General features: G+C 59.4%; 13 protein-coding genes. 11 read left to right on the plus strand and 2 right to left on the minus strand.

Annotation, left to right across the window (positions count from 1 at the left end):
* Positions 1-8: 8 nt before the first annotated feature.
* Entirely contained in the window at positions 9-653 is a 645-nt protein-coding gene (locus AC3A5O_RS13390) for a 4Fe-4S single cluster domain-containing protein (RefSeq protein WP_305470524.1), read from the minus strand.
* 2 nt (positions 654-655) lie between these two features.
* Positions 656-2,488 (minus strand): AAA family ATPase, encoded by a 1,833-nt coding sequence (locus AC3A5O_RS13395; protein WP_305470525.1) that lies wholly within the window; start codon positions 2,486-2,488, stop codon positions 656-658.
* A gap of 174 nt (positions 2,489-2,662) precedes the next feature.
* On the opposite strand from AC3A5O_RS13395, the gene AC3A5O_RS13400 reads away from it, so the two are divergent.
* The 11 genes from AC3A5O_RS13400 to AC3A5O_RS13450 all read left to right on the plus strand — a co-directional run bounded on the left by AC3A5O_RS13400 (position 2,663) and on the right by AC3A5O_RS13450 (position 14,060).
* Positions 2,663-3,334: a hypothetical protein gene (locus tag AC3A5O_RS13400; protein WP_028236619.1), complete on the plus strand. Its 672-nt coding sequence runs from the start codon at positions 2,663-2,665 to the stop codon at positions 3,332-3,334.
* Entirely contained in the window at positions 3,327-3,668 is a 342-nt protein-coding gene (locus AC3A5O_RS13405) for an RES family NAD+ phosphorylase (RefSeq protein ID WP_305470526.1), read from the plus strand. Before AC3A5O_RS13400 ends, AC3A5O_RS13405 begins: the two co-directional genes overlap by 8 nt.
* A gap of 601 nt (positions 3,669-4,269) precedes the next feature.
* Positions 4,270-5,166, plus strand: coding sequence for a VOC family protein (locus AC3A5O_RS13410; RefSeq protein WP_305470527.1), 897 nt, complete (start codon positions 4,270-4,272; stop codon positions 5,164-5,166).
* A 15-nt stretch (positions 5,167-5,181) separates the two neighbouring features.
* Positions 5,182-6,027, plus strand: coding sequence for an alpha/beta fold hydrolase (locus tag AC3A5O_RS13415; RefSeq protein WP_305470528.1), 846 nt, complete (start codon positions 5,182-5,184; stop codon positions 6,025-6,027).
* Positions 6,020-6,802 (plus strand): 2-keto-4-pentenoate hydratase, encoded by a 783-nt coding sequence (locus AC3A5O_RS13420; RefSeq protein WP_305470529.1) that lies wholly within the window; start codon positions 6,020-6,022, stop codon positions 6,800-6,802. Before AC3A5O_RS13415 ends, AC3A5O_RS13420 begins: the two co-directional genes overlap by 8 nt.
* Positions 6,802-7,740 carry an acetaldehyde dehydrogenase (acetylating) gene (locus AC3A5O_RS13425; RefSeq protein WP_487753276.1) on the plus strand — a complete coding sequence of 313 codons (939 nt, stop codon included), beginning with the start codon at positions 6,802-6,804 and terminating at the stop codon, positions 7,738-7,740. The genes AC3A5O_RS13420 and AC3A5O_RS13425 overlap by 1 nt, the downstream gene beginning before the upstream one ends.
* Positions 7,737-8,777 carry a 4-hydroxy-2-oxovalerate aldolase gene (gene dmpG, locus AC3A5O_RS13430; RefSeq protein WP_305470531.1) on the plus strand — a complete coding sequence of 347 codons (1,041 nt, stop codon included), beginning with the start codon at positions 7,737-7,739 and terminating at the stop codon, positions 8,775-8,777. Before AC3A5O_RS13425 ends, dmpG begins: the two co-directional genes overlap by 4 nt.
* A 68-nt stretch (positions 8,778-8,845) precedes the next feature.
* A complete protein-coding gene (locus tag AC3A5O_RS13435; protein WP_305470532.1) occupies positions 8,846-10,684 on the plus strand; it encodes an FAD-dependent monooxygenase in 1,839 nt (612 codons plus the stop codon).
* Between the two features lie 15 nt (positions 10,685-10,699).
* Positions 10,700-11,671 carry an amidohydrolase family protein gene (locus AC3A5O_RS13440; protein WP_305470533.1) on the plus strand — a complete coding sequence of 324 codons (972 nt, stop codon included), beginning with the start codon at positions 10,700-10,702 and terminating at the stop codon, positions 11,669-11,671.
* 179 nt (positions 11,672-11,850) lie between these two features.
* Positions 11,851-12,759, plus strand: coding sequence for a SphA family protein (locus AC3A5O_RS13445; protein WP_305470534.1), 909 nt, complete (start codon positions 11,851-11,853; stop codon positions 12,757-12,759).
* Between the two features lie 203 nt (positions 12,760-12,962).
* Positions 12,963-14,060: a helix-turn-helix domain-containing protein gene (locus AC3A5O_RS13450; RefSeq protein WP_305470535.1), complete on the plus strand. Its 1,098-nt coding sequence runs from the start codon at positions 12,963-12,965 to the stop codon at positions 14,058-14,060.
* Positions 14,061-14,593: the final 533 nt, after the last annotated feature.

Here is a 14,593-nt window from a genome sequence, read left to right on the forward strand (position 1 = left end):
TGCTCCACTCAGCGGCGTCGCGACGCGTGTGCGCTGATCTGTAAATGATGGCCTTGTTCATGCAGCAGATCGCGTAAGCGCAACAGGTCGTCACGTCGTGGGATGCCGGCCATCCAAACGCTGCCACTTTCGTCAAACATCAGGTCCAGCGCCTTGTCGGTGGGTTCGAGCAGGCGTTCGTAATGACCCAGGCGTGCCCGGCCCAGTGGCGTGAGCAGGCTCAGACGTTGATTGTCACTGCCGCGCAAGGCCATGGTCTGACTGAGTGCTTCGATATAGGGGTCGCTGATCAAGGCATCTATCAAGCCCTTGGTCTGGAACAACGGCTCGTCGAGTTGCTCCAGGGAGTATCCACTGTAGACCAGGATGTCGAGTTCGCTGAGCCGACGCAGGCCTTCGAGCAGCGATCGCAGGGCGTCGAACTGGTCGAACGGCTCCCCTCCGGAAATGGTGATTCCTTCGGCCTCGAGCAGCCAGGGGGTGATCTGTTCAAGCAGTTGCTCCAGCGACAAGCGTCGGTGCCCGGGGCCCCAAGTATCGGCAGAGATGCAGCCTGGACAGCGGATGCTGCAGCCCTGGAACCAGATGCCAATACGCCGCCCTGGGCCGAGGGTAGTGACAGGAAAATGCATGCGCGACAGGCTAAGGTCCATGTTCAGCGACGTTCCATCTTCAGTCCGGTGATGTCCAACTCGGTGATCGTGAAGTGCTCGCCCGGTTGCGCGTCCTGATCGAACAGTGCCCGCGACAGGGGATTGAGCAGGCGTGCCTCTAACTGGTTACGAATGCCCCGGCCACCGTTGGACAGGTCCTGCAGACAGAGGTTGTGCAGTGTCTGGCGTGCCTGGGGGGCCAATTCGATAAACAGGTTCTGTCCCAGCAGGTCATCGAAGGTGGCGTTGACCATCTGTTCGAAGATCTGCACTGCAACGCCTTCGCGAATGAAGTCGAAGACGATAATGTTCTCGCCGATTCGATTGAGGATTTCCGGCCGGTTGAGCACGAGCTTGAAATACCGGTCGATCTCGCTGTGCACCTTGTCCTGGACTTGCTCGAAGGCTTCGCCCGGCAGGACGTTGGCAACGCGTTCGCCATTGTCACCCTGGCGATAGATTCCCAGGTTGGAAGTGAACACGATCAGGGCCTCCGAAAAGTACACCCGATCACCGCGGCCTGAAGTCAGCACTCCGTCGTCGAGTATTTGCAGGAACTTGTCGAGAATCCGTGGGTGGGCTTTTTCGATTTCATCGAATAACACCACGCTGAATGGCTTCTCGCGGATAGCATTGGTCAGCTCACCGCCGACGTCATAGCCGACGTAGCCGGGCGGTGCGCCGATGAGGCGTTGATCGGCATGCTCGGCGCTGAATTCCGACATGTCGAAGCGGATGTATGCGCTTTCGTCGCCGAACAGCAGGCTGGTAATAGTTTTGGCGAGTTCGGTCTTGCCCACGCCGGTCGGCCCCGCGAGAAAGGCTACGCCCCGTGGACGGTTGCCCTTGCGACTGGCGCCGACGCCTGTCATCGCACGCTTGACGATGTCGAGCATGTGCGTCACCGCATGCTCCTGGCCTTTGACCCGCTGGTGGACGAGCGCGTCCGCATGCCGGATACGCTGACGGTCGATCTTCAGCCACGGGTCCTCGGTGACACCGATTTTGTAGCGGCGCACCGCATCGGCAATCTGCTCCATGGCGACACCCTCGACCCGTGCCAGTTGCGCAATGGCGCTGAGATCGAGCAGCAGCAATCCCTCGGTGTTCTGGACGAAGGCTTCCACAGCCTGGTGCATGACCCCTTCGCCGGCGCCCTGGCTGCCACTGAGCCCTTTGAGCAACGCCGGTGCCAACGCACGGCGGGACAATTGATCGGGTTTGGACACGGGAATGTGGCGCAGGCGTGGGTTGTCGACCAGCAACCAGTCGGGCAAATCGCCTTCTTTTTCCACCAGCCATAGCAGGGTGTTGAAGAACGGTTTGCGCAACTCTGTGGCCGGACGGCTGCGAGCCTGATGGGATTGCACCAGGGCCTGGGTGAAGAGTTGGTGTTCAGCAGCGCTTAGGGAGTCGTTGCGAACCACCAGGCGTGAGGCGAAATCGATGATCAGCGCGATAGGTTCGCCAGCACGACCCACCAGCCGTGGCAGGGTGGCGCCCAGCAGATCGATACCTGCGGGTGCTACGCCATTGACCGGAGTCAAGCCAAGTTCCTGAAGCAACGTCTGGCCGGCTTCAGGGGCGGAGCCGGGTTTGTCGATTGCGCGGAAACCGGACACGGGTTCCCAGGCGATGACCTGGGTGTAGCCGGCATCGAGCAGGGCATTGCAGAGGGTTTGGTTGAAGCTCTGCGCGGTCACCGTGCCCGGCGCCACTTCACAGGCTTGCAGGTCGCGGATGTTGCCTGACAGGACGAATTGGCTCTTCAGCGGCAAGAAGCGCAGAAGATCTCGTAGCCAACGTGGGCTTTCAAATATGGCAATCCCTGACATGTTTCAGCTCGTAACGTTGGGGCGGTACGGGCAGGGTATTGCTCAATGCGCCCATTTGCCAGTGTGCTGCTACGAAAAGTTGTGTTGAGAGAGCGCTTCTTGTTAGGTTAGAGCTAGGGTTATCCAAGATATGCTAGGATTAGATAGCGTAGATAACTGGTGAGGAAATTTTCAATGAGCGTTACAGAGCAGTCGGGCGTCTCCACCTTAGTGGGTACGCCCAAGGAGGCGCGGGCTAGCTTGAGCCGCTCACATGCGGATCGAGTGCTGGTCGTGTCTTTCGATCGTATCAAGCTCGGCGTATTTGAAGCGTTGGCGGAAAACTTTGCCCATGTGGCCTCCTCGATGTATGAGGTGCTGCAGGAGCGTCAGGATCCGAAGGCACTGGAGCGCCTTGCCGAGGCGTTTGTGACGCGTAAGCCGCCTTCGCCTCGTCTGCTCAAGGAAGCGGCGATGCTGGTACAAGCCCGTAAAGCAGTGCTGGAGAGCGGTGACTGGTTGACCTCCGCAGATATCGCGCAGGTGGCCCAGTTGAGTACCCGAAACCCGAGTGCCCAGCCCAACAAGTGGAAAAAGCAAGGTCAGATCTTCGCTATCAATCATGGTGGGGTCGACTATTTCCCGGGTTACGGCTTGGATCCGGACGCGGGCTATCGGCCGTTCAAGGCGTTAGCCAAAGTCATTGAGGCTTTCGGTGGCCACAAGGACGGCTGGGGGCTGGCTTACTGGTTCCGGTCAGATAACAGCTTTCTGGGTGGTAAAAGGCCCCAGGACCTGCTGGCATCGGCGCCTGATCGGGTGATTGCTGCCGCACTGGATGAGATCCAGGGCATTGTCCATGGCTAAGCAGCGTACCGAGTCCAGCGATAACATGGCGACACCGGCCACCGATTTGGCGGCGTCCATCACCCCGGTTCCCGCGGCTACGCTGCACGTGACTCTCACGGTGCTTGCCAAGGGCGCCGTGCTCCATCGTGTGCATCAAGATAAGTATCAGCCAGATCAATTCAATCCCGGTGTGCACGGCAATGCACGCTTCAGCCCAATCCAGGATGATCAGGGACGGGCGATTCCTACCTTGTATGGCGGCACGACAGTCGAGTGCGCCTTGAGCAACTGCATGAGAACCGCCCGGTGCGGACCCGCATGCCGGGTGGTGTGGCAGGGGAACGGCCTGTGAAAGGCCGTCCCCTATGCCGATTGCATGAGAAATGCCTTAGCGCTGGATAGATTGCCCGCTGAATGTTTGAACATTTCAGTGGGATCATTCATTAAGTTCATTTGTTAGCTGCGCAATGAGCCTTGGCCCCGCTCGCGCAACGGCCTTGCGCGTCAGTTGTCTGGACAACACGATTAGGGTTATTCGACCAATGGGCGTGCATCGAGGGGCAGTGCTGGGGGCGCGCCATTCTTGATGTCGATATTAAGAACAGCAGCCGCTTCAACAGTGAAAAGATGGCATTTGCTAGGCGAGTTGCGGCCGGCCATGACTCCGCCATCCCATAACCATGTCTGCCGCGGCACTTATAGTGCTCTGTCATAAACGCTCACTTGTTTTCTGCTGACTCTTGGGTCATGTCGGCACCTCATTCATGTCCCATCGTTATGGTCAGCCGCGCCTGAAAAGTTTTTCTACGGTGATGCGTCGTGCGTACGGTTGATCAAGAACAACGGTAGATCGGGTAATGACCCGGTGCTGGCCCATACAGCAGACTCCTCCTCAGACGCCGTCAAACGAGACGGCTCGCACTACAAGAATAATGATGCGAAGAGGAGCCACCATGTCGGGCATCGATACCCTTGGCTATATCGGATTTACCGCACGCGATATCGGCGCGTGGAAGAAATTTGCGCCCGAGGTGCTGGGTTTGCAAATCGGTGAGGAGCTGGAGGATGGCTCTTTGGTGTTACGCGCCGACCTCCATCAGCGTCGGGTTATCATTCATCCCGGTGATCATGATGATGTCGCTTACGTGGGTTGGGAATGTCGCTGCAGCGAAGATCTAGACAACGTGCGTAACGCTCTGCGCGCTGCGCAGATTCCCTTTGAGGAAGTGCACAACGCACAAGCGTTAGCAGTGCGGGAAATGATTCGCTTCCGGGATATCGACGGTGTGCTGATCGAAGCCCATTACGGACCTACGATACTTGCCAATCAGCCATTCGTGTCGCCGGTCGGTGCGCGCCCATTCCTGACTCAGGAACAAGGTCTGGGGCATCTGGTGCTCTCGACCACTCAATACTCCGCTCAGATCGACTTCTATGAAAAGGTGCTGGGCTTCAAGCGCACCGACTCATTGATCATTTCAGGCGTCAACTGTGAGGCGATGTTCATGCGGGTGAACGAACGTCATCACTCCCTCGCCATCGTCGACATGCCGCCAACCCATGGCCCACGCCTGCATCACATTCTTCTGGAAATGAACTCGCTCGACGAAGTGGGTTTCGCCTATAGCCGCGCACGTGCGGCCGGGGCCCACATCCTTATCGACCTTGGACGGCACGTTAACGACAACATGTTCTCGTTCTACGTCCTGACGCCGTCTGGCTGGTCAGTGGAAATCGGTTGGGGTGGCATCCAGATCGACGACGAAACCTGGCACGTGACCCATTACCCCACCAACAGCAGCTGGGGACACGAATTCCACATGCCAGCTCAGTTTCAAGCGCCCAAGTAACGAAGGATCACCACCATGACTATTCACACTGCTGAAACCACTTCACGTTTCATTGAAATTAATGGCCTCAATATTCATTACCACGACACCGAGGTAGGTGACCGCGTGCTGGTGATGCTGCACGGGGGAGGACCTGGGGCGTCGGCGTGGAGCAACTACCGGACCAACCTGCCGGCCTTCGCTGCAACTTACCGGGTCATCGCCTTCGATGCGCCGCACTATGGCGAATCGGACAAGCCTCTCAGCGCCTACCAGGACACGGACTTCTATACGGAAGTTTTTTCCCAGGCGCTCGACAAGCTAGGCGTGAAAAGGGCCGACTTCATCGGCAATTCCATGGGCGGCACGATTTCCATGACCATGGCGATGAAACGGCCTGATCTGGTCGCAAAGCTGGTGCTCATGGGGCCTGGCGGTTCGCCGACCATGTTCACGCCGATGATGACCGAAGGCATCAAGATCCTGGGCGCCTTCTATCAAGGCGAAGGTCCGACTCGCGAGAAGCTCGAAGCAGCGGTACGCATCATGGTGTACGACCAGTCGATGGTGACGCCTGAACTGATCGAAGCGCGTTATCAGGCGGCTACTCATCCGGATCTTCTCAAGCCGCGCGAGTGGAAGGGCCATCCGATGCTCAATCTGTGGGAGCGCCTGGTGGGCTCGCCACTGCAGAACCCCACGCTGCTGATTTATGGCAAGGAAGACCGTGTCATTCCCTGGGACACCAGTTTGCTGCTGATGCGTTTGTTGCCCAACGCGAGCCTGCACGTATTCCCACAATGCGGCCACTGGGCTCAGTTGGAAAAAGCCAGCGAGTTCAATACGCTGGTGCACGGTTTCCTGGAGCAGAGCGATGACTGACCATTCCTCTTTGGCCCAGCGTCTGCGTGCCGCCTATCAACTGGGCCCCATCGCACCCCTGCGCGACGGCCTCGCTCCCGATGACGCGACAAGCGCGTATGCGGTGCAGGCCATCAACACTCGCTATTGGGTAGAGCGGGGACGCCGCATCGTGGGCCGCAAGGTGGGCCTGACGTCCCTGGCGGTGCAGAAACAGTTCGGTGTGAACCAGCCGGATTTCGGCGTTCTGTTCGAAGACATGCAATTGATCGATGGCGGAGTGCTCGACTGCGACGCCATGTTGCAGCCTAGGGCTGAAGCCGAAGTGGCGTTGGTGCTGGGGGCAGACGTGACCAGCCTCACCGCGACGCCGGACGACATCGCCGCCGCGACGCATCACGCGTTTGCCGCGATCGAGATCGTCGACAGCCGTATCGCCGATTGGAAGATCACCTTCGCTGACACCGTCGCCGACAACGGTTCAAGCGCACGTTTCGTCCTGGGAAAGCAGGCCTGTTCGCTCGACGAACTGGATCTGTATACCTGCGGCATGGTGTTGGAGGTCAACGGAGCGGTCGCCTCGGTAGGGGCTGGTGCGGCGTGCCTGGGACATCCGTTGAATGCCGCTGCCTGGCTGGCAAGGACACTGGCCGCTGCCGGTGAGCCGTTGCGCGCTGGCGACGTGGTGCTAACGGGAGCACTGGGCCCGATGATCACCCTGGCCCCCGGCGACCACATCATGGCGAAGATCGGTGGCTTGGGTGCGGTGTCGTTCACTTATGGGGAGTCTGTCTGATGAAAACCGCCAAAGTAGCGATCATCGGCTCGGGCAATATCGGCACTGACCTGATGATCAAGATCATGCGCAACGCCAAGTATCTTGAAATGGCCGCCATGGTCGGCATCGACCCAAGCTCCGACGGCCTGGCTCGCGCGGCTCGACTGGGTGTCGCCACGACCCATGAGGGCGTGGAAGGTCTGACTCGCCTGCCGGTCTTCCGGGACATCGATTTCGTCTTCGATGCCACTTCGGCCGGCGCCCACGTCATGAACGATGCTTTTCTGCGCCGCATCAAGCCGGGGATCCGGCTGATCGACCTGACGCCTGCCGCCATCGGCCCGTATTGCGTGCCGGTGGTGAACCTGGAGCAGAACCTGGGCCAACTCAACGTCAACATGGTGACCTGCGGCGGCCAGGCCACCATCCCGATGGTGGCGGCGGTGTCTCGCGTGGCCAAAGTGCATTACGCCGAGATCATCGCCTCGATCGCCAGTAAATCCGCCGGCCCTGGCACGCGCGCCAATATCGATGAGTTCACCGAGACTACCAGCAAGGCCATCGAGGTTATCGGTGGCGCGGCCAAGGGCAAGGCGATCATCATCATGAACCCGGCCGAGCCACCATTAATGATGCGAGACACGGTGTTCGTGCTCAGCGAAGCATCGGATCAGTCCAGGGTCTGCGCCAGCATCGAGGAAATGACCGCCGCCGTGCAGGCCTACGTGCCGGGCTATCGCCTCAAGCAGAAGGTGCAGTTCGACGTGATTCCCGACTCGGCGCCCCTGCACATCCCCGGTCACGGCCGTTTCAGCGGCCTGAAAACGTCGATCTTCCTCGAAGTGGAAGGCGCCGCTCATTATCTGCCGGCCTACGCCGGTAACCTCGACATCATGACCTCCGCTGCGCTGGCGACCGCCGAGCGCATGGCGCATTCGATGGGAGTCTCGGCATGAGCAAGAAACTCTATATCTGCGACGTGACCTTGCGCGATGGCTGTCACGCGATCCGTCACCAGTACTCGATCCAGAACGTGCAGGATATCGCTCGCGCGTTGGACAAGGCCCGTGTCGATTCTATCGAGGTGACCCACGGCGATGGCCTGCAAGGTTCCAGCTTCAATTACGGCTTCGGCGCGCACAGCGATCTGGAATGGATCGAAGCGGCTGCCGACGTCATCGAACATGCGCGTATTGCGGTGCTGTTGCTGCCGGGCATCGGCACCGTGCACGACCTCAAGGCCGCTTACGAGGCCGGCGCCCGCACCGTGCGCGTGGCCACCCATTGCACCGAAGCGGACGTTTCCAGACAGCACATCGAATACGCCCGCTCGCTTGGCATGGACACCGTCGGTTTCCTAATGATGAGCCACATGATCCCGCCCGAAGAGCTGGCCCGCCAGGGCAAACTGATGGAAAGCTACGGCGCGCAATGCATTTACATGGCCGACTCAGGCGGCGCCATGAACATGAACGACATCCGCGACCGCATGCGAGCTTTCAAGGCAACGCTGAACCCCGAAACCCAGACCGGCATGCACGCACACCACAATCTCAGCCTGGGCGTGGCCAACTCCATCGTGGCGGTGGAAGAGGGCTGCGACCGCATCGATGCCAGCTTGGCCGGCATGGGCGCCGGTGCTGGTAACGCGCCTCTGGAGGTCTTCATTGCCGCAGCAGAGCGGATGGGCTGGAACCACGGAACCGAGCTGTATCAGCTAATGGATGCCGCTGATGACTTGGTGCGCCCGCTGCAGGATCGCCCGGTGCGTGTTGACCGGGAAACGCTCGGCCTGGGTTATGCCGGCGTCTACTCCAGTTTCCTGCGCCATGCCGAAGTGGCTGCCGAGAAGTACGGCGTCAAGACCCTCGACATTCTCGTCGAACTGGGCAAGCGACGGATGGTGGGTGGTCAGGAGGACATGATTGTCGACGTGGCGCTGGATCTGCTGAAACACAGTGCCTCAACCACCGTGCATAGCCGGCCGGGCTGATCTTCAGACCGTACTTTTCTAGAAATCCCGCTACGGGAAAAAACAACAAAATGAATAGGAACTCGGTAATGAACAATTCTACCGTGAAGGCTCCGTACGACTTGAGTACACCCGTTCTGATCGCGGGGGCCGGCCCGGCGGGGCTGACCCTCTCCCTGGCGCTGAGTCGTTATGGTGTTCCTCATATGGTCTTGGAGATGTTTCCCGGGGCGGCCCACACACCACGTGCGCACATCACCAATCAGCGCACCATGGAGATCTTCCGCGACCTTGGCATCGAAGAGGCGGTGAAAGCCAAGGCGACTCCAGCCGAGGGCATGTGGAGCAATGCCTGGATCACCACCATGGCAGGCCCGGAAGTGTATCGCTCCGAAGCATGGGGCGCCGGGGAAGAACACGCGGCACGTTACGCTCAAGCGAGTCCCTGCGGCATGTGCAATATCCCGCAGAACATCATGGAACCGGTGCTGATCGAGGCCATCGAGGACGCGGGTGTCGCCGATCTTCGCTTCAGTCACAAGCTCGAATCCTTCGTGCAGGATGCTCAGGGCGTAACTGCAACGGTCGTCGAAGTACACAGTGGCGTGAGCTACACGGTACGTGCCGATTACCTGCTCGGGGCCGACGGTGCCCGCAGCAAGGTGGCCCAGGAGTTGGCCCTGCCGTTCGAAGGACAGATGGGCGTAGGCGGCGATGCGGGGATCGGTGAAGTCATCTACGTCTGGTTCAAGGGTGATCTGGCACGTTATTGCGCTCATCGCCCAGGGACCATGTTCTGGTCTACCGATATGTATAACGGGGCCACCTTTGTCAACGTCGCCCCTTGGGACGAGTGGATCGCCGGCTGGACCATGCCGCCAGGCATGACCTTCGATGGTGATCCCGAGACCCTCCGCAATCGAGTGCAATCCGTCATCGGCGATAGCACCGTCGATATCGTCATCAAGGGTGTGTCGCGCTGGACCATGAATAAAATGTGGGCCACCCGCTACGGCGAAGGGCGGGTGTGGTGCATGGGCGACGCGGTACATCGTCATCCCCCGATGAATGGCCTTGGCTCCAATACGTCGGTTGCTGACGGCTACAACTTGGCCTGGAAACTCAAGCTTCTGTTGGAAGGCAAAGCCGGGCCCGAACTGCTTCAGAGCTATGAGCTGGAGCGTCAGCCGGTGGGCGAGCGTATCGTCAATCGTGCCTGGGATTCGGCGATGGGCTTCTGGGGCCGCTTCTATTCCGAGTTCCTTGGTGTCAGCCCTGGCGCCACGCCAGACGAGGTCAAGAATTCGCTGCTCCAACTGCATGAGGACAGTCCGGAAGGTGATGCCCGACGCGCTGGGTTCGAACGGCTCAAAGAAGAGGTGCTGGACCCGGCCTTCAACGCGCTGGGAATCGAGCTGGGGTATCGCTATCGGGCTGGCGCGCGGGTAGACGACGGTTCGCAAGAGCCACAACTCGATGGTCATCCAGACGTCGCCTACATGCCAACGACCTGGCCAGGCGCGCGTCTGCCGCACGCATGGATCGAGAAGGGACGGCGGCGTATCTCCACGCTGGATCTGGTCGGACGCGGTCAGTTCGTACTGCTCACTGGCCGCGGCGGCGGCGCCTGGTTCGAGGCGGCGCAAGCAGCCCTGCTCGGCACAGGTGTGCGGGTGAACGTCATACAGATCGATAGCCGTTTCGGCGCCGTACGTGACCCCCTGGGCTACTGGGCGCGTGTGCGCGGTACGGGCAGCGATGGCGCCGTGCTGGTCAGGCCGGACGGACATGTTGCCTGGCGTGCGCAGAGTTCGGCCGGCGCCGCTGAATTACCGTCGGTCATGGCGCAATTGCTCGATACGGGGCATGCCTCGGATAGCGAGCAGGTGCCGCAGCGGCCTGACCTTGCGCGCGCAGCGCACGGCTGAATCCTGGAGAGCCTGATGATGAGCAGTAAAACCTTGGTCGACGCGTGGATCGATGTCCATGCGCACTTCAGTCCGCCGCGCTCGGTCGAGCAACGTTCGGCGATGTGGCAGGCCCTGCAACAGGATCACTGGTCGGGCGAGCAGCCACCGGACTGGTCGTTGGACGACCGTCTTGCCTACATGGACAAGGTCGGCATCAGCATGCAGATGCTCAGCTTGGTGCCGACCAGCCACGCGGCGCTGGAAGCGAGCAACCGCTACGGCGCTGAATGGGTAGCCCGACACCCGGCCCGTTTCGGCCTGCTGGCTGGCCTACCCACCGACGATACCGAAGCCGCTCTGCGGGAACTGGCACGGGCCGAAGCATTGGATGCCGATGGGTTTGCGGTGTATTGCCAGTACAACGGCGTATTTCTCTCCGATCCACGCCTGGAATCGCTTTGGGCCGCGCTCGATGAGCGCGCAGCGGTGGTGTTCGTACACCCTGACCACGCCGTGCCGGGGCAGTTCTCCCGACCCGGCGTATTGCTGGAGGTTGCCTATCAGACCGCCAGTGTTATCACTGACATGCTCTATGCCGGGATGTTCAGGCGCTACCCGTCGATCCGCTTCATCCTCGCCCATTGTGGTGGTGCGCTGCCGGCGTTGTCGGGACGCTTGATTCTGCTCGGCAATGAGTCCTGGGTGCCCAACCCGCAACGCATATCCCAGCAGGAGATGCGCGAGCAACTGGCGGCGCTTTATCTGGACACCGCGATGACCGGATCGCAGCAGAGCCTGTCGGCGGGTCTTGCGATGACATGCGCCGAACACCTGGTGTACGGCTCGGATTGCGGGGCGCCCTGTACGACCGAGCACACGGCCATCGCCAATATCCAGCAGTTGCTGGCGTTCAGTGGACTACGGCGCGAGCAAATCGAGCAGATCGGCCGCAATGCCCTGGCGTTGTTCCCAAAAGCCGCAATGAGGATTCAAGACGCGCAATAACGAGCGGGTAACGGTACCGGGCAGGTTGTAGCGAGGTGTTCCACGACGCATCGCTGTTGGTCGCCAACGCCTGTGACCGGTGCAACAAAACAAAAATAATAATCGAGGTAACTTCCATGCGCGTACAACCCACACTACGTTTCGTTCCTGCTCTGGCTGGACTGACAGTCGCTTTCATAATGAGCACCGCACTGGCCGGCGAGACACCCATCTATGGTGGCCCGATTGGTGGGACCGACATCGGCGCCGCTTATCTGCCCCCACAGCCGGGGCTCTACATGGGCGCCGGTTACATCGGCGTGACCTCCGATGACTTCCGGGACGTCAACGGTGACAAGGTGCCGCTCGACACCGGTTTTGATGCGTCGGCCGGCGTGGTCGGGTTCAACTACGTCTACGACGCCAAGATATTCGGCGGCAGCGTCGCCACTTCGGCACAGTTCGGTTACGGTCGCCGCTGCATTCGTTTTGGCGAGCGCCATTGCAGTTCTGGCGCCGCCGATATCTATAGCGACCTGTTCTTCTGGAGCAAGTACTTGGGTGGAGGCGAGGCGGGCAATGCCGGACTTGCGCCGTTGCCTTACGGCCTGACCATCGGTGGTGGTCTTGGCATCACGATGCCCACTGGGAGTTATGACAAGCACGAGCCGGTCAATACCGGTGGCAACACCTGGATCGTTTCGCCGAACCTGGCCGTGAGCTACCTGACCGGTCCGAAATATTCGTTGGGGGGCGATGGAACCGAATTCAGTGCTCGGTTGTTCTACTCTATGCCGCAAAAAAACCATGACACCGATTTCGACGCCGGGACAGTGGTCAATCTGGACTGGGCGATTACCGAGCGTTATGGAAATTGGCAGGTCGGCCTTGCCGGACAGCAAGCCAAGCAGATTGACGGCGACAAGCTGCCCAATGGTCTGCGAACCAACGACAGCAAGTTTTCGTCAGGCTCGGTCGGCCCGGTGGTCAGCGTGTTTCTGCCGAGCCTCGGTAGCCAGCTCAAGGTAAAAGCGGCGGCCAACTACGATGCAGAAAACACCTTCTCGGGTTACAGCCTAGTGATGATCATGGGTTGGAAAGTCTTCTGAGACCATTTGCGTCACGTTTTTCGACAAGGCCGGTGCAGAGTTACCGGCTTTGTCGTGCGCGTGCTTGACGGCTTTTTCCATGGACATCGACGGGCATATTGCTGATAAAGCTGATGGACGCCTCTGCGGCGGTGCGTTAGTTTGGCGTAACAACAATAAACAGGCACGTGATGCCTCGCTGCTGTCGCAGCTGGAGAAAGCGTATGTCTCAGCTAGCCAATGCTATTGCTCAGGACCCGATAACGCTTGATCAAGGACTCTTCAAGTACCGCGACGAGGTACTGTGGTCGCTTTCCAATCCGGCGCGTTACTTGCCTTCGGAAGCATTCGATCTTCTCCTTCGTTCCATTCGACTTTCTGCCGCCGTGCCGGGCCATGCCAACCTTACCGCTCCCTTTGGCGTGGATGTCCGTTACGGAGCGGATACCTTCGTGATCTACGAGGCCTACCGAGGCCAGTGCGTCGTTTCGTTCGATGCGCCGGTAGAGCCTATGAATTTCTGCCAGGGCGACATGTTGGTGCTGCCTTTTCATACGCATCATCGGATCATGGCGCCGGACCATACGCCTTGTATTGATATCCGTGATTTGATGGCCGCGCAAGTGGAGCCTCATGTAACGGATTCCCAAGGCCACCCTTCACTTGGCCTTTTGCTTGATCAACAGGTCAACTATGGCGGCGGCGGTGAGTTGTTCGAGCTGCGCATGGTCATTATGTTCGTCGACAAGCAAACCTCAGGCGCTTTGATCAACGGCCTGCCCGGGCCGATGTTGCTCAAGGGGTTCGCGGACAAGCATCGTTCATTTCTCAACGCTATCCATGACGAGCTGGATGTACAGCGCGGGAGTCGGTCCGTCACGCAACCCGCGGCAATCCGGCTAGCCGAGGCGTTGCTGACCATCGCTCTCAAGGAGGCCACTTCACAACCGGATACGGGGCCTATCTACAACGGACTGGCCGATCCCGCTGTCGCTCGGGTAATTTCGGCAGTGCTCAAGGAACCTCAAAAGGACTGGGGTCTACAGGATCTGGTCGAGGTCGCCCATGTTTGCCGCTCGGCGTTGAACAGCCGCTTCATGGCCTCGGTCGGTATGTCGCCGCGGCACTTCGTCTCCCATGTGCGCTTGGCTCGAGCCAGCGAGATGTTGACAGAGACTACGCTGAGCATTGCGTCAATCACTGAGCGATCCAACTACAGCTCGGAAGCCGCATTCAACCGTGCTTTTCGTAAATGGTGCGGTCTGACGCCAGGAGCGGTTAGGGCTGCTGCTACTTCTGTCTCAAAGTTAGCTCCCAGCTGAGCGTTGGCTGGCCGCCCGAGCCGATATCCGTTTGGTGCGGCTGTTCTCTGATCCACGCCTTATTTTGTAGATGCTGAACGACCGACCGAAAGGAGTCCGTTGAGCGATCAATCATACGTTGGATGGCAACGCCAGCGAATTGATGATGGGGTGCGGCTTAGGTCGGTTGCAGTTTCCGGATACGGACCATTGAACTCACAGGGACGCTACAGCAGGAGCAACTGCAGACTCCATCTAATTATCCAAGAAATAATGAACTGTCCAGATCGGGCGCTTGCCGTCCGATTGGCTACGGATAGAAGGAAATGGCAGAGCCTGGAATCCTGCCTGCTTGACCCTTGCTACTGCGTAAAAAGGAGTCCAAAATTAAGTCTTTTTCCGCTTCGGCAAGGAAATAAACCCCTTAGATTTCAATGGGTCGGACGCCAGATGCGAGTCTCGTTTCCCGCTCCAAGATGTCTAGTCCTGAAATAGGTTTACACCTGTTTCAGTCTCAAAACGCCCGATGCACCGCATCGGGCGTTTTGTATTTC

The organism is Pseudomonas sp. Soil_N_39, assembly GCF_057655955.1.